This window comes from Glutamicibacter sp. ZJUTW (assembly GCF_008370855.1).
GTDB classification, from domain to species: domain Bacteria; phylum Actinomycetota; class Actinomycetes; order Actinomycetales; family Micrococcaceae; genus Glutamicibacter; species Glutamicibacter nicotianae.
The window spans coordinates 3484408-3504949 of record NZ_CP043624.1; the positions used below are offsets into that span (position 1 = coordinate 3484408).

Annotated in this window: 18 protein-coding genes; 4 read left to right on the forward strand and 14 right to left on the reverse strand. The window is 63.3% G+C overall.

Annotated elements, in window-relative coordinates; translation table 11 throughout:
- Positions 1-47 precede the first annotated feature (47 nt).
- Entirely contained in the window at positions 48-1076 is a 1029-nt protein-coding gene (locus F0M17_RS16320; RefSeq protein ID WP_168202049.1) for a Gfo/Idh/MocA family protein, read from the forward strand.
- Here F0M17_RS16320 and galE read toward each other — a convergent pair whose 3' ends face one another.
- The 13 genes from galE to F0M17_RS16385 all read right to left on the reverse strand — a co-directional run bounded on the left by galE (position 1077) and on the right by F0M17_RS16385 (position 16136).
- On the reverse strand, positions 1077-2039 hold the full coding sequence (gene galE, locus F0M17_RS16325) for a UDP-glucose 4-epimerase GalE (RefSeq protein ID WP_149597592.1): 963 nt from the start codon (positions 2037-2039) through the stop codon (positions 1077-1079).
- Positions 2036-3232, reverse strand: coding sequence for a galactokinase (gene galK / locus F0M17_RS16330; RefSeq protein ID WP_149597593.1), 1197 nt, complete (start codon positions 3230-3232; stop codon positions 2036-2038). The genes galE and galK overlap by 4 nt, the downstream gene beginning before the upstream one ends.
- The gene (gene galT, locus F0M17_RS16335) at positions 3229-4338 is read right to left on the reverse strand and encodes a galactose-1-phosphate uridylyltransferase (protein WP_149597594.1); all 1110 of its coding nucleotides are present in this window, start codon (positions 4336-4338) and stop codon (positions 3229-3231) included. The genes galK and galT overlap by 4 nt, the downstream gene beginning before the upstream one ends.
- A 64-nt stretch (positions 4339-4402) precedes the next feature.
- Positions 4403-5347, reverse strand: a complete 945-nt coding sequence (locus F0M17_RS16340) for an aldose 1-epimerase family protein (protein ID WP_168202050.1) — start codon at positions 5345-5347, stop codon at positions 4403-4405.
- A 93-nt stretch (positions 5348-5440) separates the two neighbouring features.
- A complete protein-coding gene (gene mmsB / locus F0M17_RS16345) occupies positions 5441-6622 on the reverse strand; it encodes a multiple monosaccharide ABC transporter permease (RefSeq protein WP_038992822.1) in 1182 nt (393 codons plus the stop codon).
- Positions 6619-8157, reverse strand: coding sequence for a multiple monosaccharide ABC transporter ATP-binding protein (mmsA, locus tag F0M17_RS16350; protein WP_038992820.1), 1539 nt, complete (start codon positions 8155-8157; stop codon positions 6619-6621). Before mmsA ends, mmsB begins: the two co-directional genes overlap by 4 nt.
- 93 nt (positions 8158-8250) lie before the next feature.
- The gene (gene chvE / locus F0M17_RS16355) at positions 8251-9420 is read right to left on the reverse strand and encodes a multiple monosaccharide ABC transporter substrate-binding protein (protein WP_052253952.1); all 1170 of its coding nucleotides are present in this window, start codon (positions 9418-9420) and stop codon (positions 8251-8253) included.
- Positions 9421-9596: 176 nt separating this feature from the next.
- On the reverse strand, positions 9597-11108 hold the full coding sequence (gene araA, locus F0M17_RS16360) for an L-arabinose isomerase (protein WP_149597596.1): 1512 nt from the start codon (positions 11106-11108) through the stop codon (positions 9597-9599).
- 7 nt (positions 11109-11115) lie between these two features.
- Positions 11116-11832 (reverse strand): L-ribulose-5-phosphate 4-epimerase, encoded by a 717-nt coding sequence (locus F0M17_RS16365; protein ID WP_149597597.1) that lies wholly within the window; start codon positions 11830-11832, stop codon positions 11116-11118.
- 25 nt (positions 11833-11857) lie between these two features.
- Positions 11858-13471, reverse strand: a complete 1614-nt coding sequence (locus tag F0M17_RS16370) for a xylulokinase (protein ID WP_149597598.1) — start codon at positions 13469-13471, stop codon at positions 11858-11860.
- Positions 13472-13636: 165 nt separating this feature from the next.
- Positions 13637-14638 (reverse strand): substrate-binding domain-containing protein, encoded by a 1002-nt coding sequence (locus tag F0M17_RS16375; RefSeq protein ID WP_246857093.1) that lies wholly within the window; start codon positions 14636-14638, stop codon positions 13637-13639.
- A gap of 308 nt (positions 14639-14946) precedes the next feature.
- Positions 14947-15270: a TIGR02391 family protein gene (locus F0M17_RS16380; protein ID WP_149597600.1), complete on the reverse strand. Its 324-nt coding sequence runs from the start codon at positions 15268-15270 to the stop codon at positions 14947-14949.
- 488 nt (positions 15271-15758) lie between these two features.
- Positions 15759-16136 carry a helix-turn-helix domain-containing protein gene (locus F0M17_RS16385; protein ID WP_210416665.1) on the reverse strand — a complete coding sequence of 126 codons (378 nt, stop codon included), beginning with the start codon at positions 16134-16136 and terminating at the stop codon, positions 15759-15761.
- A 428-nt stretch (positions 16137-16564) separates the two neighbouring features.
- Here F0M17_RS16385 and F0M17_RS16390 point away from each other — a divergent pair, with 428 nt between their 5' ends.
- Positions 16565-17374 (forward strand): NADP-dependent oxidoreductase, encoded by an 810-nt coding sequence (locus tag F0M17_RS16390; RefSeq protein ID WP_210416666.1) that lies wholly within the window; start codon positions 16565-16567, stop codon positions 17372-17374.
- Positions 17375-17976: 602 nt separating this feature from the next.
- Here the strand turns inward: F0M17_RS16390 and F0M17_RS16395 are convergent.
- Positions 17977-18348 carry a VOC family protein gene (locus F0M17_RS16395; protein ID WP_053799095.1) on the reverse strand — a complete coding sequence of 124 codons (372 nt, stop codon included), beginning with the start codon at positions 18346-18348 and terminating at the stop codon, positions 17977-17979.
- Between the two features lie 58 nt (positions 18349-18406).
- Between F0M17_RS16395 and F0M17_RS16400 the strand changes: the two genes are divergently transcribed.
- Together F0M17_RS16400 and F0M17_RS17870 are read left to right on the forward strand one after the other, a co-directional pair.
- Positions 18407-18832 (forward strand): MarR family winged helix-turn-helix transcriptional regulator, encoded by a 426-nt coding sequence (locus F0M17_RS16400; protein WP_053799505.1) that lies wholly within the window; start codon positions 18407-18409, stop codon positions 18830-18832.
- A gap of 612 nt (positions 18833-19444) precedes the next feature.
- Positions 19445-20257 carry a DUF4184 family protein gene (locus tag F0M17_RS17870; RefSeq protein WP_168202051.1) on the forward strand — a complete coding sequence of 271 codons (813 nt, stop codon included), beginning with the start codon at positions 19445-19447 and terminating at the stop codon, positions 20255-20257.
- Positions 20258-20542: the final 285 nt, after the last annotated feature.

A 20542-nucleotide genomic window follows, 5' to 3' on the forward strand; every position in this document is an offset into this window, starting at 1 on the left:
TTAGGGTAGAGGTAGCCATCTGACCTTGCCTGCCATCGGAGCCTTCAGTGCCACTAGCCTTGCCCGAATCCACGCTGCCCCATCCCTCCTCCGCTCCGGCGCTGAATTGGGGCATCCTGGGGCCGGGGTGGATCGCCTCGCAGTTTGCCGCGTCGCTGAACGACTTGACCGCCAGCAGGCTCGCAGCAGTAGGCTCGCGCGCCTTGGCCCGTTCCGAGCAGTTCGCGCGCACCTACGGGGACGCCGGCACCCGGGCCTACGGCTCCTATGACGCGGTGCTCAGCGACCCTGCAACAGACGTGGTCTACATTGCCGTCCCGCACAGCGGCCACGCGGAACTGACGCTCAAGGCCATCGCCGCTGGCAAGCATGTCCTGGTGGAGAAGCCGATGAGCCTGGATGCCCGGCAAACCTCCCGGATCATCGAGGCGGCCAGGGCTGCCGGGGTGTTCGCCATGGAAGCCATGTGGTCGCGGTTCCTGCCGATCGGCAATGTGCTGTCGCAGGTCATCGAGTCCGGCATGCTCGGGCAGGTGATCACCATCCAGGCTGATTTCGGCGCCCGGTTCGAGGTCGACTACGGCTCGCGCATCTACGATCCGGCACTGGGCGGCGGGGCCCTGCTGGATGTCGGCGTCTATCCCATCGCCTTCAGCGCCATGGTCTCCCCTGCCAAGCAGCTTCTGCACGCTTCGGGACGCATGGCCCCCACCGGTGTCGATGCGTCCTTCACCGCGGTGCTCGCCAATGAGGACGGCTCCACGGCAACGGTCTTCAGCAGCATCGAAACCGATTCGCCGCAGGGCGCGTGGATTGCCGGCACCGAAGGCACCCTGGAGCTGCAGCGCCCGATTTGCTGCGGTTCCGCGCTGGTGCTGCGCAGTGCCGACGGCAGGATCGCCGACAGCCGCGAGTTCACCGAAACCTCGCCGGCTGCCGGCTTGGGCTTCGAAGCGGCCCACGTAGCCCGGTGCATCGCCGATGGATTGACCGAGTCGCCGGTCATGCCGCTGGACGAGTCGCTGGCGATTGCCCAGACCATGGATGCGATCGCCGCCAAATTGCGCACCGGCTAGTCAGCGGCGCTGCGCCGAAGCCTCCCAGGCGCTGTGCACCATCTGCGCCAGGCTGTGGCGCATCCTCCAGTCCAGGTCGCGGGCGGCCAGCTTGCCGTCGGCAACGATGCGCGCCGGATCGCCCGGACGGCGGGCTTCCTCAATAGCGGTGAAGCCGATGCCCGTCACCTCGGCGACCGCGTCCATGATCTGCCGCACCGAGACGCCATCACCTGAACCCAGGTTGTAGACCGGCTCCAACGCCTCGCCCGCCTCCAGCTTCCTGGCCGCCTCCACGTGCGCCAGCGCGAGGTCGGCGACATGCACGTAGTCGCGCACGCAGGTGCCATCGGGGGTGCCGTAGTCGGTGCCGAAGATCTTCGGGGACTTGCCGGAGTTCAACGCCTGGAACACCAGCGGGAACAGGTTGTGCGGGCTCGCATCGTAGAGTTCAGCGCTGCCCGATCCAACCACGTTGAAGTAGCGCAGCGAGGTGTGCTTCAGCCCGGTGGCCACCGCCTGGTCGCGGATCATCCACTCCCCCATGAGCTTGCTCTGGCCATACGGGGATTCGGGGAAGGTGCCGGTAGTCTCGGTGACCACATCCTCGGCCGGGGTGCCGTAGACGGCCGCCGAGGAGGAGAAAACCATATTGTGGACGCGGGCGGTGGCCATGGCTTCAAGCAGGTGCGCGGTGCCGGTGGCATTCTGCTCGAAGGCCAGCAACGGGTGCTTCACCGATTCTCCGGCGTACTTGTAGCCGGCCAGGTGGATGACCCCGGTAACCTCGTGGCGCTTCATGATTTCCACGAGCTTCTCGGTCTGCAGGATGCTCAACTGGTAGAACGGCACTTCTTCGGGAACGAAGGAGCGCACCCCGCTGGACATCGAGTCCACGACGACTGGTTCGAACCCCGCCGCCTGCAGCGAACGCACCACGTGGGATCCGATATACCCGGCTCCTCCGGTCACTAGCCAACTCATGCCCGGCCTGCTCCTTCATCTGCAATGACGGTGAAAATGGCCGGCTCGACGTAGCCGGCCTGGTCAAAGGCCTCGCGGACGGCCTGGCTGACCGGCTCGATCCGCTCGCGCTTGACCAGGGCAATGGCGCTGCCGCCAAAACCGCCACCGGTCATGCGGGCGCCGATCGCCCCCGCCCCCATGGCCGCGTCCACGGCGGCATCCAATTCCTCGCTGGAAATCTCGTAGTCGTCGCGCATGGATTCGTGGGACTGGCACAGCAGCTTGCCTACCGCATCCAGGTCCGAGGCGCGTAGCGCGTCGACGGCATCGAGCACCCGCTGGTTCTCGGTCACGATATGCTTGGCGCGGCTCCGGGCCACCGGGTCGGCGATGGCTTCCAGTTCCGCGACGCTGTGCACTTCTCGCAGGGATTCAACCTCCAATGCGGCAGCGGCCTGCTCGCAGCTGGCGCGGCGGGCGGCATAGCCGCCATCCACATGCGAATGCTCGACGCGGGTATCGATGACCAGCACCACCGCGTCGTGCTGCGCCAACGGCAGCGGCACTGCCTGGGTTTCCATGGAACGGCAATCCAGGAAGAGCGCGTGCTGCGCATGGGACATCAGCGAGGCGCTCTGATCCATGATTCCGGTCGGGGCGCCCACGAATTCGTTCTCGGCCCTCTGGGTCAGCTGGGCCATCTGCACCTTGGCCAGCCCCAGGCCGTAGAGGTCATCCAGCGCCACGATGGTCGCCACTTCCAGGGCGTGCGAGGAGGACAGCCCGGAGCCCACCGGGACATCCGAGTCCACCATCAGCTCCAGCCCGCCAATTTGCACGCCATCGAGCTGGTTCAATGCCCACAGCACGGCGGCCGGGTAGGCGGCCCAGCCGGGCACCGCCCGGGGCACCAGCTCATCGACCGTGACCGACGTGATCGGCAGCTCGTCGCCTGCCCCGTAGGTGGAGGCGAAATCCAGCACCTGGCTTCCCGGCTCCAGCTGCGACTTGCGTCGCACTGCCACCAGCGCGTTCTTATCGATGGCGAAGGGCAGTACATAGCCCAGGTTGTAGTCTGTATGCTCGCCAATCAGGTTCACCCGTCCCGGGGCGCGCCAGATGCCTTCGGGCCTGTGGCCGTAGGCTTTGGCGAACTTTTCGCGCAGGGCATTGACCCGTGCCGCGGTTTCCGCGCTGCCGCTGCGGCTCATGGCATGACCTCGCGCAGCCGGGCGGCGGCCTGCTCGGCCGGAACGTCGTTGATGAAGGCGCCCATGGCAGCCTCCGAGCCGGCCAGGTACTTCAATTTGCCAGCTGCCCGGCGCGGGCTGGTCAGCTGCAGGTGCAGCCGAGATGCCACACGGGCTTCCGGTTCCAACGGAGCCTGGTGCCAGGCAGCGATATAGGGTGTGGGGGTGTCGTACAGCGCGTCGAATCCGCGCAGCAGATCCCGGTACATCACCGCCAGTTCGGCTTTCTCCTCTTCCTTGAGCGCTGCAAGATCCGGCACGTGGCGGTGCGGCACCAGATGGGCTTCCAGCGGCCAACGGGCCGCATAGGGCACGAACACGGAGAAGTGCTCGCCCTGGCGCACCATGCGCGTGCCTTCATTGCGCTCGAAGTCAAGAATGTCTTCCATCAGGGGGCGTCCGGTGTTCGCCAGGTGCGCCACCGCCTGGCCGGCCATCTTGGCTGCGGTCGGGGCCAGGTACGGATAGGCGTAGATCTGCCCGTGCGGATGGTGCAAGGTCACCCCGATATCCTGGCCGCGGTTCTCGAAGACGAAGACCTGCTCGATGCCTTCCATTGCGGATAGGGCTGCGGTGCGCTGCGCCCAGGCCTCGATGACGGTGCGCGCCCGGGTGTCATCCAGCGAGGCGAAGGAGCCGGTGTGCTCGGGGGTGAACACCACGACTTCGCAGCGGCCGTAGGCCGGGGCGGGAACCTGCACCGGTGCGGCAGCTGGAACCGTGCCCAGTGCCGGGCCGAGCGACGGGAAGCGGTTCTCGAAGACCACCACGTGGAAATCCTCGGCAGGGATTTCGCTCATGCGCCCGCTGGCGCTGGGGCACAGCGGGCATTCTTCCTTGGGCGGGAGGTAGGTGCGCGACTGGCGGTGGGCGGCGACAGCCACCCAGTCTCCGGTCAGCCGGTCATAGCGCAGCTCACCGGGTTCCCCGCGCGGATCCAGCGGCCGGGTGTCGGCGACCGGTTCCGGCAGTGCGGTGTTGGCATCTGCGAAGAAGATCGCTTCGCGGCCATCGGCCAGGTGGTGCACCCGGTGGGCTGCTTCATATGCTGCGGAGCCTTGCGGCATGGCACTTTCTCCAATGGGCTAGTGGTGGTGCAAATAGGGAGGTGGCGCGGCGGGCGGCTGCGGGTTAGCTCGGCTGGACCGGGCCGATCAGCCAACTGGCTTCGCAGCTGGCGCCCGGGGCAAGCGCGATGACGTCCTGGCCTGAGTTGAACCCGCCGGGCGGGCAGGTCATCGGCTCGATGGCCAGGCCGGTGCGGTCAAGCGCCGGGTCATCGCGGTCAGCGGTGTGGATCTGGACCCACGGGCAGGCCGCATCCCAGCTGATCTGCGCACCGACGCCCGCAGCGTCGGTGATCGATGCACTGAACAAGCCGTCGGCGCCGGCGGCCAACCCGGTGTACGCATGATCGATGAACAGTTCCCCGATCGGCTTCGGGGTGCGGAAATCCAGCTCGGTGCCAGCCACCTGAACCACCTCCTGCGGCAGCAGGCGCGCGCCGTCGGTGAGCTGCACCTTGCCGGCTGGCAGGGTGAAAGTCCATTCATCCGCCTTCTTGCCCGGTGCGACCAGGTAGGCGTGCGAACCCCAGGCGAAAGGCGCGGTGCCCTGCCCGAGGTTGGTGGCGGTGGCGATGGTGCGCAGCCCGCCGGCTTCCAGCCGGTAGTCGATCACCAGCTGCACCTCATAGGGGTAGCCGGGGTTCGGCGCGATCACGGTGCGCAGCTGGGCGGAGCTGCCGCTGCGCCCGGTGATCTCGAAGCTGGTATCGGCCACCAGGCCGTGCAGCGCGTGGCCGCGCTCCGGCTCGGTGATCGGCAACTGCAACTCCTGGCCTTCCCAGTGGTAGGCCCCGTCGATCACCCGGTTGGGCCAGGGAGCCAGGATCGCTCCGGAGAACACCGGGCGCTCACCGCGCGGATCGAAGGCGCGCACCAGCGGGCGGCCGTCATATTCCAGGGACACCAGGGTGGCGCCCACCGTGGCCAGCTGCGCGGTGAAGCCGTGGGCTTGCAGCGTGAGCACCGTTCCGTTGGCGGTGTCCTGCTGCGGCATTGATTGGCGATCCATTTCGTCATCCTTCGTGCTGTGCTGGGAACCCATCGGGCATGGGCGGGCCCTCCCGCCATCGCGTACGGGAGGGCCGTGGCAGCAAGCCGCAGCCTAGTTGCCGGCGCCTGCGCGGCGCTTGTTGTAGATGTCGAAGGCCACTGCCAGCAGCAGCACCACGCCCTTGACGATCTGCTGGGTGGACGCGCCGACGCCCATCAGCTGCATGCCGTTGGACAGCACCGCCATCACCAGGCCGCCGACGATCGCGCCGGTCACCCGGCCCACGCCGCCGGTGGTCGAGGCGCCGCCGATGAAGCAGGCGGCGATCGCATCCAGCTCGAACATGTTGCCGGCACCCGGCTGGGCGCCGTTGGAGCGCGAGGAGAAGACCACGCCGGCCACGCCCGAAAGCAGGCCCATGTTGATGAAGATCCACATGTTGATCTTCTTCACGTTCACGCCCGAGAGCTTCGCGGCGGAGAGGTTGCCGCCGATGGCGTAGACGTGGCGGCCGAAGACGGTCTTGGTGGTCAGCACGTGGTAGCCCAGGATCAGGGCGGCCAGGATGATCAGCACGATCGGCATGCCGCGGCTGGTGGCGATCTGCCAGAAGAACCAGAGGATGATGGCGCCGGAAATGATGTTCTTGGCCAGGAACATGGCCATCGACTCGACACTCTGGCCGTACTTGGCCCGGCCTGCGCGGTTGCGCCACTGCGAGTAGAACAGGCCCACGACGGCGATCACGCCGATGATCACGGTGAACAGGTCGAAGCCGTTGCCGCCCAGCAGGCCGTTGAGGAAGCCGCCGGCGATCTGGCCGTATTCGCCGGGGAACGGCGAGAGCGAAACGTTGTTGAGCACCTCGTAGGTCAGGCCGCGGAAGAGCAGCATGCCTGCCAGCGTCACGATGAACGCGGGAATGCCCACGTACGCGACCCAGAAACCCTGCCACACACCGCACAACCCGCCGACCGCGATGCCGGCGAGCATGCCTGCCCACCATGGCATGTCGTTCTTGATCACCAGCACCGCGGAGACCGCGCCGGTCAGGGCGACCAGTGAACCGACGGAAAGGTCGATATGCCCGGCCACGATCACGATGATCATTCCCAGTGCGAGGATCAGCACGTAGGAGTACTGCAGGATGATGTTGGTGATGTTGATCGGGCTGAGCAGCAGGCCGTTGGTCAGGATGGTGAACAGCACCACGATGAGCACGAAGGCAATGTAGATGCCCGAGGTGCGCAAGTTCTTGGTGAAGATATCCTTCAGCTCGTTTGTGATGGTCATCGGGTGCTTTCCTTCTCGATGGTCATGAGTTCCATGAGGCGTTCCTGGGTGGCTTCGCTGCGCGGCAGCTGGCCGGTCATCCGGCCGTAGGCCAGGGTGTAGATGCGGTCGCAGATGCCCAGCAGCTCGGGCAGTTCGGAGGAGATCACCAGCACTGCCTTGCCGGCCGCGGCCAGCTCGTTGATGATCGTGTAGATCTCGTATTTGGCGCCGACGTCGATGCCGCGGGTGGGCTCGTCGAGGATCAGCAGCTCGGGGGCGGTGTGCAGCCACTTGCCCAGCACGACCTTCTGCTGGTTGCCGCCCGAGAGGTTGCCGACCTTCGCCATGACGTTGGGGGTCTTGATGCGCATGGACTTGCGGTAGTGCTCAGCGATCTGGATTTCCCTGTTGCCATCCACGAAGCCCTTCGAGGAGATCTTGCCCAGTCCGGCCGCGGTGGTGTTCACGCGGATGTCCTCGATGAGGTTCAGCCCGAACTTCTTGCGGTCTTCCGAGACGTAGGCGATGCCGGCGCCAATGGCCTTGCCCACCGTGGAGGTGTCCACCGGCTTGCCGCCCATCAGCACGGTGCCGGTGATGTTCCGGCCGTAGCTGTGGCCGAAGATGCTCATCGCCAGTTCAGTGCGCCCGGCGCCCATGAGCCCGGCAATGCCGACGATTTCGCCGGCGCGCACGTCGAGGCTTGCGTGCTCCACCACGGTGCGGTCCTGCTGGACCGGATGCTGGACCGACCAGTCGCGCACCTCGAAGACCACGTCGCCGATCTGCGGCTCGCGCTGCGGGTAGCGGGCGGAGAGCTCGCGGCCGACCATGCCGCGGATGATGCGGTTCTGGTTGGAGGCGGGGTCGGCCATGTCCAGGGCCTCGATGGACTGGCCGTCGCGGATGATGGTGGTGGTGTTGGCGATGTCCTCGATCTCGCCGAGCTTGTGCGAGATGATGATCGAGGTGATGCCCTGCTCGCGCAGTTCGCGCAGCAGGTTCAGCAGGTGCTCGGAGTCGTCGTCGTTCAGCGCGGCGGTCGGTTCGTCCAGGATCAGCAGCTTCACGTTCTTGCTCAGCGCCTTGGCGATTTCCACCAGCTGCTGCTTGCCGACACCGAGCTGGCCGACCGGGGTGACCGGCTGCTCGTGCAGGCCCACGCGGGCCAGCAGGTCGGCGGCGCGATGGTTGGTTTCGTTCCAGTCGATGAAACCGCCGCGGGAGGTCTCGTTGCCGAGGAAGATGTTCTCCGCCACCGAGAGGTAGGGCACCAGGGCCAGCTCCTGGTGGATGATCACGATGCCCTGGGCCTCGGAATCCTTGATGTTCGAGGCCTTGAGCTCCTCGCCCTCGAAAATGATCTTGCCCTCGTAGCTGCCGTGCGGGTAGACCCCGGAGAGCACCTTCATGAGGGTGGATTTTCCGGCGCCGTTCTCTCCGCAGATGGCGTGGATTTCGCCCTTGCGAACCGATAGGTTGACGCCGTCCAGCGCCTTGACTCCGGGAAAAGTCTTGGTGATGTCCTGCATGTGCAGGATCGTGGTGTCCATAGTGCAGACGTCCTTGGTGTGTGCTGTGAGCGGTGAACCGCGGCGGCGGGAGCGCAGGTTGCCCTCCCGCCACCGCGGTTGCTGCCTGCGCGGCTACTTGGCCTGTCCGGCCTTGACTTCCTCGGCGGTGTAGTACCCGGAGTCGACCAGCAGCGAGGTGATGTTGTCCTTGACCACGATGTCCGAATTCAGCAGGTACGAGGGAACGACCTTCTTGCCGTTGTCGTAGCTTTCGGTGTCGTTGGCTTCCGGCTCGCCGCCGCCGGCGTAGGCTTTCACTGCCTCGACAGCCTGGGTGGCCAGCTTGCGGGTGTCCTTGAAGATGGTTGCGTACTGCACGCCGTCATCGATCAGCTTCACCGAGGCGATTTCGGCGTCCTGGCCGGAGATGATCGGCAGGCCGTCCTTGATGGACTTGCCGTAGCCGGCGTTGGACAGCGCGGTGATGATGCCGCGGGAAATGCCGTCGAATGGCGAGAGGATGCCGTCGATCTTGGTCTTGCCGCCCTGGTAGTGGGCGGTGATCAGGTCTTCCATGCGCGATTGGGCTTCTTCCTGGCTCCAGCGCAGGGTGGCTGCCTGCTCGATCTTGGTCTGGCCGGACTTGACCGTCAGCGTGCCGTCGTCGAGGTATGGCTTGAGGGTGTCCATGGCGCCCTTCCAGAAGAAGTGCGCGTTGTTGTCGTCGATCGAACCGGCGAAGAGCTCGATGTTGAACTTGCCCTTCTTGTCGGTGCGCTTGCCCTGGTCATCGGCCAGGCCCATGCCGGCCAGCAGCGAGGTGGCCTGCTGGACGCCGACGTTGTAGTTGTCGAAGGTGACGTAGAAGTCGACGTTCTCGGTGCCGTTGATCAGGCGGTCGTAGGAGATGATCGGGATGTTCTGGTCCGCCGCGGCCTGCAGCTGGGTGGACAGCGCGGTACCGTCGATGGAGGCGACCACCAGGATGTCGCTGCCCTTGGTGATCATCTGGTCGATCTGCTGCTGCTGGGTGGGGATGTCGTCATTCGCGAACTGCAGGTCGACTTCGAAGCCGGCTTCTTCCAGCTGGGACTTGACCGCTTCACCGTCGGCAATCCAGCGTTCGGACGTCTCGGTTGGCATTGCGACGCCCACCTGGATGTCCTCGGGGGCGGTCGATTCCCCGCCGCCAGCCCCGGCTCCGCCTCCGGCGCCGCTGCCGCTGCAGGCTGCCAATGCGCCGACCAGTGCGAGCGATCCCATGGTCGCCACGGCTTTGCGGGTCCAATTATTCCATGCCATCTTTTCCTCCTTGAAAGGTTGCCATATCTGCGAATGAGACTGGACTCACACTATGTTAGCGCTAACACAGTGGCTTCGACCACCCTCTGATGAAAATAAATTAAGATTCCTTACCCAGTGGCCTTGCGCGCCCAGCACAGGGCGCGCAGGGCCCATTAAAGGGGCCCGCCTGGCTGCTAGAAGCCCTGCGCCAAGCGGTAGTAACTCTGGTTGACGCGGATCTGCTGCGCGAAGTTCCGGCGTGTGGTCTCCTCGTCGATGACCAGCAGTTCGGCACCGGCGATCTCCGCGAAGATCTCGAAAGCCTCGATGCCTGCGGCGGTGGACATCACCGTGTGGTGCGCCCCGCCGGCAGCAAGCCAGGACTCGGCAGAGATATTGAAATCAGGCCGCGGACTCCACACCGCGCGGGCTACCGGCAGGTTCGGCAGGTCAGCTGGCGGGGTCACCACGTCCACCACATTGGCGGTCAGCCGGAAGCGCTCGCGCATATCGGCCATGGACACGACCACCGCGCCCTCGGCGGCATCCGCGCTGAAAACCATGCGCACCGGATCCTCGCGGCCGCCGATGCCCAACGGGTGGATTTCCACCCTTGGCTTGGAGGTGGTCAGCGACGGGCAGACCTCGAGCATGTGGGCACCGAGGATCAGCTCCTTGCCGGGGGTCAGGTCGTAGGTGTAGTCCTCCATCAGCGAGGCTCCGCCCGGCAGGCCCTCGCCCATCACCTTGGCGGCGCGCACCAGCACCGCGGTCTTCCAGTCGCCTTCGGCGCCGAAGCCGTAGCCCTTGCCCATCAGGCGCTGCACGGCCAGGCCCGGCAGCTGCTTGAGCCCGCCGAGATCCTCGAAGTTGGTGGTGAAGGCCATGGCGCCGGCCTTGGACAGGAACGCTTCCAGCGCGATTTCCTGGGCGGCGGCATAGCGCAGCGACCCATGGCGGGAGCCTCCGGCACGCAGTTCGGGAACCACGTCGTATTCGCGCTCGTATTCGGCGACCAGCGCATCGATGTCGGCCTCGGCCACCGCCTTCACGGCCTCGACCAGGTCGTTGACGGCCCAGGTGTTCACCGAGACGCCGAAGCGGATCTCCGCTTCGGTCTTGTCGCCCTCGGTCACCGCGACATTGCGCATGTTGTCGCCAAAGCGGACCAGCTTCAGGTTCTGCACGGCGTTGAAACCGGCAGCGCCGCGGATCCAGGTGCCCACGCGGCGGGTGACCGCGGGGTTGGAGACGTGGCCGACCACCGTGGTGCGCGCGGCGCCCAGGCGGGTGGCCAGGTAGGCGTATTCGCGGTCGCCGTGCGCAGCCTGGTTCAGGTTCATGAAGTCGAAGTCGATCGAATCCCAGGGCAGTTCGACATTCGCCTGGGTGTGCAGGTGCAGCAGCGGCTTCTGGAGGGCCTTCAGGCCATTGATCCACATCTTCGCCGGGCTGAAGGTGTGCATCCAGGTGATCACGCCCAGCACGTTCTCATCCGAGTTGGCCTCCAGCATCGCGCGGCGGATCGACTCGGAGTCCTTCAGCACCGGCTTCCAGATGATCTTCGCCGGGACATCGGCGGACGCATCCAGCGCCTGCGCCACCTCGGTGGACTGCTGCGCCACCTGGCGCAGGGTGTCCTCGCCGTACAGGTCCTGGCTGCCGGTGAAGAACCAGATTTCCTTGTCGTTATATGCCTTGGCCATGATGTCCTTACTGTCCGTAGACGTTCTGGTAGCGCTCGTAGAGCGAGTCGATCTTCGCGGGGTCGATGGGCTGCGGGTCCCCGAGCTGCTGGGCGATATGCACAGTGCGGGCCACTTCCTCGCACATCACCGCAGCCTTGACTGCAGCCCGGGCATCCTTGCCGATGGTGAATGGCCCGTGGTTGGCCATGAGCACCGCGGGGCTGCGGGATTCGCGCAGCGTGGAGACAATGCCGCGGCCGATCGAGTCGTCGCCGATGATGGCGAAAGGGCCCACCGGGATTGGTCCGCCGAATTCGTCGGCCATCATGGTCAGCACGCAGGGGATTTCCTCGCCGCGCGCTGCCCACGCGGTGGCGTAGGTGGAGTGGGTGTGCACCACGCCGCCGACTTCCGGCATGTGCTCATACGTGTAGGCATGGGCGGCGGTATCCGAGGACGGCGCATGCTCGCCCTCAAGCAGCTTGCCGTCGATGGTGCACACCACCATCGATTCAGGGGTCAAGTCGTCATAGGAAACCCCCGACGGCTTGATCACGAACAGATCTGCGCTGCCATCGATGATCTGCGGATGGCGCACGCGCTGGGAGACGTTGCCTGCGGTCCAGACCACCAGCTCGTAGCGCGGCAATTCGGCGTGCAGGCTGGCAACTGCCTGCCGGACCGCGGCCACCTCGTCTTGCATCGATTGCGGATAATCCGCCAGCGACTTGAGCTCACTCATGTTTTCTTGGCTTTCTGCTGGGAACTTAAAGGGCGGCGATGGCCGCACGCTGGATGGCCAATCCGGATTCATAGTTCTGCAGCCAGGCGTTGTAGCCGACCACATCTTCAGGCAATGGGGCCGCGCCCTTGGTCTTGGCCTCGGCGAAGACCAGCTCCTCCAGATAGGAATCCAAGCTGGCCTGCGGGTTGGCTTCGATGAACTGGCGGAAGCTTGCCAGCACCGCGATGCCCCACGGCCCGCCGTGGCCGGCAGTTTCCGAGACGCTCACTTCGGTGTCCAGCGCGGCGGCCAGGAAGCGCTGGGCCACCCCGGCGGTGCGGAAGATGCCGCCATGGGCATTGAGCTTTTCCACCTGCACGCCCTGCGCGGCCAGCACCTTCATGCCCAGGCTCAGGGTGGCGAACATGCCGTAGACCTGGGCGCGCATCAGGTTGGCCAGGGTCAATGCGGAGTCCGGGGTGCGGATGACCAGCGGCCGCCCTTGCTCCAGGCCGGTGACCGGCTCGCCGGACAGGTTGTTATAGGCCAGCAGGCCCGCCCCATCGGCCTGGCCGTCCAGCGCCGAGCCGAGCAGCGCCTCGAAGATACGGTCGCTGGAGGCATCCACGCCCAGTGCCTTGGCGAACTCGCCGAACACGCCGGCCCAGACGCCGATCTCGCTTGCGCCGTTATTGCAGTGGACCATGGCGACGCTGTCGCCGGCCGGGGTGGTGACCACATCGATTTCGTGGTGCACTCCGGCCAGCGGCCGCTCCAGCACCAGCATCGCGAAGATCGAGGTGCCGGCCGAGACGTTGCCGGTGCGCACGGCCACCGAGTTGGTGGCCACCATACCGGTTCCGGCATCGCCTTCGGGCGGGCAGAACGGGGTGCCGGGCTGCAGCTGGCCGGTGGGATCGAGCAGGCGGGCGCCGGCTTCGCTCAGGTTTCCTGCCGCCGCGCCGGCTGGCAGGACTGCCGGCAGCAGCTCGGCCAGGGTGCATGTGGCCTGGTAGGACGCTGAGATCTCGTCGAAGGCGTCGAGCATCGCGGCGTCGTAGGTGCCGGTCGCGATGTCGATGGGGAACATGCCCGAGGCATCACCGATCCCCAGCACCTTCTCGCCGGTGAGCAGCGTGTGGACATAGCCAGCCAAGGTGGTCAAGTGCCGGACCTGCGGCACATGCTCCTCGCCATCGATCATGGCCTGGAAGTAGTGGGCAACGGACCAGCGCAGCGGGATGTTGACACGGAAGGCACCGGTCAGCCGCTCGGCGGCCACCCGTGTGTTGGTGTTGCGCCAGGTGCGGAAGGGAACCAGCAGTTCGCCGTCCTGGCCAAAGGCCAGGTAGCCGTGCATCATGGCCGAGACGCCCATCGAGGCGAAGCTGCTGGGCGCAACGCCGTAGCGCTGGCGGCAGTCGGCAAGCACGGCGGCGAAGCACTGCTGCAGGCCGGTGCGGATGGCATCCAGCGAGTAGGTCCACAGCTGGTCTTCGAACTGGTTGTCCCACTGGTGGCTTCCGCTGGCCAGCTGCTGGAAGTCCGGGCCGATCAGGCTGGCCTTGATGTTGGTGGAGCCCAGTTCGACGCCGAGCACGGTTTGGCCGCTGGTTATGAGCTGGGCTGCTGTTGCATCCTGGGGTGCGGTGGCCATGAACTCTCCGTCCTGAGGCCCAGCTTGGTGGGCAGCGTCTTTGCATCGCCAGCAGCACTCCGAGGGCATTCGGAAAATTGCCGGCAGGAACTTCGAAGTAATGTTAGCGCTAACATTTCGTGATGCGCAACACCCGATTTCGAGATACTGCCAACTAGAACAGAATTACTGGGACTTCGGCGGGGCCGTGCTCGCCCGCATGACCAGCGTTGGAGCGATCACCTTTGGAGATTTATCGGCGGTGTCGCCTTCGAGCAATTCCGTGAGTGCCGCATGCCCGACGTCCCTGAATGGCTGCCGGACAGTGGTCAGCGATGGGATGAGGAAATTCGAAATCTGCAGATCGTCGAAACCGATCACCGAGACATCGGTTGGCACATCCAGCCCGGCTTCCCAGAAGGCGCGCAGGATGCCAGTGGCGAGATAGTCATTCGCGGCGAAGACTGCCGTCACTTCCCCGACGCGCACCGAGTCAACCAGTCTCTTGCCCGCCTCGTACCCGCTGGGCGCCAGCCATGATTCGGCGGGCACTTCTATAATCGGTGCCTTGGCTTCGAGCATTTTTTCCTGCCAGCCGATTTGCCGCTCGGTGGCGTCGAACCAGCCGGTTGGACCGGAGACATGGGCAATTTTGCGATGGCCTAAAGCCAGGAGGTGTCCGGTAGCCAGGCGTGCGCCTTCGCGCTGGTCAACGTAGACGTAGCGAGCCGGATCCGAGACCGGAACGCTGGTGCGGGCGGCGACAACCACCACTGGGATCTTGAGCGCCGCATCATCCAGGGCGTCAATGACCTTTTCGAACGGCGCGACCATCACCACGCCGTCAACCCCTTGGTCAACCAGGTGGTTCAAGGCTTCGGTTGCCCTGTGAGCGTCGTAGCGATCCAATGCGGTCACGCTGACGAAGTAGCCTTGCGCGCGGGCTGCTGCTTCGATGGCCAGCACGGTTGACTGCGGTCCGAAGAACTCGCTGCCGATGGTCAGAATCCCAATGGTGCTGGAGTGCGATGTCGCCAAAGCACGGGCAGCTCGATTGCGGCGATACCCGAGTTTGCGGATTGCTTCCATGACCTGGTCACGCGTTCCGGACCGGACATTGGGGTGGTTGTTGAGCACTCGCGACACAGTCTGGTGCGACACCCCTGCCATGGCCGCTACATCCGCCATTGACGGAGGCCTTTTATTCGGGTGCCCTTCACCGGGCTGAGCAATGTTCACAACGGTCATTATTTCAAAAACCAGCGGTTTGGCTACTGCCATGCAGGGTAATCCGGGGCCTTATGTACCCATCGAGGAGGTATATGACGTTGTGGGCATGTATCTTTTCCCGGGAACTTATCTTCTAGATTGCGGGGGTTCTCCCCCAGCTTTTCCGGAGGGGGAAGGTTTACTTGCTATGAATCAGTGGTCTCACATCAGCCTGACAGACAGAGTGATCCGGTCTGATCTGTTACCGATGTCTTGAGACAGAAGTGTCACCGGTGTCTTGAGACATCACACATATAAAAAGTAAGTAGGGTCTGCTGAAGGGCTAGTTGCTGTTGCCCGCCATGGTTTTCCTGCGGTTGATGCATGCCTGGATTGCGGATGCCCGCATAGAGTCCTTCGGCGAATGCCCGTGCGCCCTGGTGTAGGTTCGCGTATGTGTCCCCGCCGTCTTTTTTAGCGAGTCGAAGCTTTGACGCGCCTGGCTTGGCCGGGTTAGTGCTGAATGCGTCGTTAAAGAGCTTGCGCTCCGAAAGATCCCTGCGTCCAAGCTTCTTTTGTGCTTCGTGATTGATAGTTTTAGCTGCCTCCATTACAGCCTGGGGTCTGAGTAGTAGTGGATCAGAATTGCGCGTTTAGCCCTCGACTTGAGAGTTGCCGTCTGGCCCGTTGAGGGCTTCCCCCGGAATTCTCGGTGTATCTGGAGATGTTCGGTCCGGGCCCGGTCCCGGGCTTAGTACTGGTATCAGCCGTTATTCAAATGGACTGTACTCTTGCGCTGTCTCGGACCCGGCTGTGGCTGGTTGGTCGTGAGCACCTGGCGCGAGCCAGCCCTGGCATTCCTGCTTTGGAGGCGATCCTGTTAGCTCTTCAGGGCAGCGGCCGGTGCCTCAGGTCGGCCTACAGCCGATAATAGGTGACGGGTTGGTCCGGTGATGCCGGCTCCGCGGCGGGTTGTCTGTATCCCGACGGGTCCATGGAGCGCGGGCGGACGCGGACTCCGGTGGTAGATAAGGAAGTGCCCTCTTGCCCCCGATCGGCCTTGCCCTGCATGCTTTTGGTTTCCGGCCGGCACGGGGCGTCAGATGATGGCCTCTGCCGTGTCGAATCGGGTGCGGTTGTCCTGGATCTCGTCGTGGTGGGTTCCGGCCCAGTCGATCAGAGTGGTGATGGCGATGAGCAGGGTGGTGCCCAGATCAGTCAGTGCATACACCACCCGTGGGGGCACCTCGGGATAGGCGGTTCTGGTGATGAGACCGTCACGCCGCAGCTGGTGGAGGGTGTGGGTGAGCATTCGCTGGGAGAGACCCGGGATGGAGTGAAGCAAGTCGGTGTAGCGCAGGGGCCCGCCCTGAAGCGAACTGACCACGAGCACGGCCCACTTGTTGCCCGCCCGCTCGATGATCTGCCGGATGGTTTCCCCGTGTTCCGCCGGCCAGCGGGAACACGGCCCGGACATTGCCCCAGCCTGCCGGATGCTCGGGTCGGATTCCATGGCGCACCTGCCCTTCCTGTTACGCACACGCGTGTGCCTTTTGTATCGAATTCAATACCGTCCCATTATGGAGTTACGCACCATGTGTAAGAAACCGGTTTAGGGCCATCCGACCAAGGCTCTTGAAAAGAATGGCCATCTTCGTTTTCAATCATTTGGCCGAGACCGACAGGACCTGCACGGCCGAGACCATCACCCCGGGCCGTCACGTTTGACGTTCGGCTTCGCACGCACCCAACAGCGGAAGGTTCAGCCGATGCGGCAGAAACGACCGCCCACACCCAAACCATAGGAAGGCCATGTTCATGCGCGCCGCAACAGTTTCCCACTTCGGTGGACCCGAGGCAGTCGAGATCACAGAGGTCCCGGTACCTGTACCGGGACCCGGGCAGGTGAGGATCAAGGTCAGCGCGGCTGCGCTGAATCCGGTGGACGCTGCCATGCGTTCGGGGGTCTTCGGCGGTGAGGGGGAACGGATCGGCCTCGGCTGGGATGTTGCCGGCACGATTGATGCCGTGGGGGCCGGGGTCAACTGGCCTGTCGGGAACCGGGTCATAGGCCTGGCCACGGGCCACAATGAGCCGCTGGGCACACATGCCGATTACGTCGTGCTTGACGCAGAAGCCATCGCCCCGGCCCCTGCCTCCCTCGACGATGTCCATGCCGCGGCGCTGCCCCTGAACGCGCTGTCCGCAGCGCAGGCCCTGGGCCTGCTGGCGGTGCGGCCGGGGCAAAGCCTGCTCGTCACGGGAGCGGCCGGCGGGGTCGGGGGGCACACAGTGGAGTTGGCCCACCGACAGGGCCTGGAGGTCACCGTGCTGGCCTCCGCCGGCGACATACCGTTCCTCGTCTCTCGCGGCGCCAACCACTTCCTGACCCGCGGGGCGAACCTTGCACCTGCCGGCTTCGACGGTGTGCTCGACGCCGCAGGCCTGGGGAACGAGGCGATCGCCGCAGTCCAGGACGGTGGCTCCTACGTCGGCTTGTGGCCGGGACAGGAACCGGATTCGGAACGCGGCGTCCGTGTCGATGCGCTCGACGTGCGGGCCGACGGCGCCCAGCTCGCCGAGCTTTCCCGCCTCGCCGACCAAGGTGAAATTAGGGCCCGCGTCGCACAGACCTACCCGCTCGAGGAGGTAACGGCAGCCCACGCCAGGTTGGCTGAAGGCAGCCTGCGCGGACGGCTCGTCCTCATCCCCTGACTCAGGAGGCCGATGCCCATCCCCACCACCACGGCGAGCAACCCCGGGGCCCGGGACATCCATGGACCCCAACGAACGAATTGGTGGATACGCGGGCGTAGCCGATCAGCTTAGTCATCGGTCCTTCAAGAAGTGTCTCGCAACTAATGGTGCAGACATGATTTTACGCCATTGGTTGCGATACATAGTTGTGAGAATTTTGGACCGTTGAGATTCTGCGGATTTTTTGCCAGGGAGTGGCGTGCGGTGAGACGTCTTGCAACCTACCGTTTGTGATTCGGCATTCTCTGTGTCCAGAGCCCCTGAAGTTGGCGCATCAATCTTCTGGCGATGCGGTTGCGTCGGATGGCGTCAAAGCGCGCCGTAACTTCACGGGGCATTTTTTCGGGCGAATATCTGTACATCCGAAAAATTGAGGGTTCGAAGTTCCTGAAACAATCAAGTCAATAGTTCACAACGTCCCGTAAGTCGAGCGGCTTACGGGACGTTGTCAACTAATGTGCGCAGGCTGCGCTGAACGAATCCACGGGCGAACCTGCCGGCCGAGAGCGTCGTTGCAAGCAACCGCTTGCCACATGGGGACTGTGCCGCTTTATGTTGGGCTAGCCGCGTGTGGCGCGGTCATGAATAGTAACTGTGTAACCGTCGGGATCCTGAAAGGCGAAGGTCGTCCCAAAGGGTCCTTCAAATGGTTCACGCAAGATGGTTGCATCCGCGCTCACCAGTGCGCGATGCATAGCAACTGCCTCAGGGTCATGGAGCCAGATCGCGACGCCAAGTCCTGGCTTTCCGGAATCGAGATCCGCACCAGGCTCAGGATCGCGGACAGCGAAGGCTGGCTGGGTGTCGAAGACGACGGCGTGCGGGGGCGAGAATGGTGCGCGGGTCAGGCCCACTGTGTTCTCGTAGAAGGCTGCGGCCCTCTCAAGGTCACGTACCTGCAGGGCAATGAAATCGGGGCCTGTGACGGACATGATGATTCTCCTTATATGTCAGTTTTCTTACATGAAAATTCTATGTCAGAATTCTTACATGAGCAAACATCAACCTCAGGTCGGGTATCTGATTAAGCAAGCACAGTCATTACTTCGCATTCACATGGAAGACGCGTTGCGTCCAATGGACCTCAGCGTGTCACAGTACTCATGCCTGCACAGCCTTCTTCGCGATCCGGGCATCTCCGCTGCAGAGTTGGCTCGAGCCACGTTCATGACGCGCCAATCAATGGGCACAATGTTGCAGCAACTGCTAGAACGCGGGCTGGTTGAACGCTCCAAGCCATCGGCGGGCGGCCGTGCGTTGCCCGCTGCGCTCACAGAGGCGGGTGCGACGCTTCTTTCCGCTGCACAAGCCGAAGTGGACAAAGTTGAGCAGCGAATGCTCTCGGGACTCGAACCTTCGGATTTAGAGTCACTCGGCTATGGGCTGAACCTATGCATCAATGCGCTCAGAGCTTGAGTTTGCAGGCAAATCAGGCTTCGCGAAAGCAGCAACGAATCATCACCATGGGGCAGCGCTTGAAGTTCCGCAGCGGGTAGTGCCTAGTGGATGCAGGCCGGTGTGGCCAAGGGCGTGGGACTGGTTTATTACGTATTGCACCGTGAGCTCGTTGCGAATCCCGTCTATGGGCTATGGGCTGAAGTTCAGGAGAACCGCCAACCGGAAGTTCGACTTCCCATACGTTCATTTCAAGAGAGGAGACGACACCTATCGTGGATCTGCGTGGATTACTCGGATCCAGTTCTCAAACTATGGGAGCGCGTCATACTCCCGCGGTTTTTCTTCACCAGGTCTCGGGAATCCACGCCTCAGATTTCGCTGAAGACGAAACGACCAACGGTATTAGATCTCTAGCCCGAATCGAAGCCGTGCTGATGGTCGTGACAACAATGTCCACCCCTCAGTGGATACGGTTGCAGCGGACGGGGATCGAGCTATCAGGGCTTGCGCCCCGGCTCTATAGTGAATATTCCTAGCATTGCCGAAAAGGATTAGCTTACTTTGCCCGCCAGGGCGAAGCACTGTCAATTTTCGGCTCCATTCTGTCATCATTTTCATAAGAGAGCTCACTTGCCAGCCACATTCGCACATCCAGCAGCGATACTCCCTTTGCTGAGGTATCCATTTGTTCCAGCAGCCCTCGTCGCGGGGGCAGTTGCACCAGATTTTCCTTACTTTATGAGGATTCCTGTTGCGGCCGAAGACTGGTACGAACCATTCGTGAACGCAACTTACACCCATTCACTAGCAGGAATGATCACAGCCACCGCGCCAATCGCGCTATTGATCTTTCTACTCCTGCGGTTCCTCAAGCGACCTCTCAAGTATCTAGCTGGCCGGAGCGAACATGGAACTTCTGAGATGCGCCCCCTCACGCACCACGTGCTATGGACGCTTGTTTCTGTAATATTGGGGATTCTTACTCACGTGGTGTGGGACTCTTTTACGCACGGAGATAGTTGGCTCGTAAGCCGAATCCAAGTGTTGCAAGCACCCATGATCTTCGATATTCCCGTCAACCGCTTCTTGCAACATGCGAGTAGCATTCTCGGCGTTTTCTTTCTGGCGTTCTGGGGCGCACGACGGCTGAAATCAGCGGAGCGATCGTCGAGCAAAATGCGGGTTGCGCCCAAAACACTCATGACGCGCATCCTCATAGCCTCATCGATCGTTCTGGTGAGTATCGCATTATCAGTGAGGAGTATCGCTCAAACCCTTACGGGTGAATCCTCTCTCGAGTGGGCATCGGTAATCACTGTATTTGTAAAAAGCGGGATATCCTCGGCATCCGTCTTACTCGTAATCTATGCAGTCATATGGCATGCAGTACGCCTCGCTCTGAAGATTATGAATCGAGCGAAGGTCCAAACAGCTCTGGAGTAATCGGTGACATCGATTTTTTGCATATTATTCTTGACCGCGGAATTATACAGGCGCAAAAATTCAAGCCAACGATCCAGTCCGCATCGATACTTCCATAGTCACTTGCGCAAGCAACCTGACAGGATCTCCCTTGAGAATACAGCCACCGCAAGCACTATGCCCATGCAGAGGAACTCTGCGACGAGGCTTACCTCATCGTTCATTAACCGCGCGTCTTGTCCCGTAACGGATTGTACTGATTGCGCCAGGCGAAGAAGCATTCGTCACCGCTAAGCGTTCGATCTG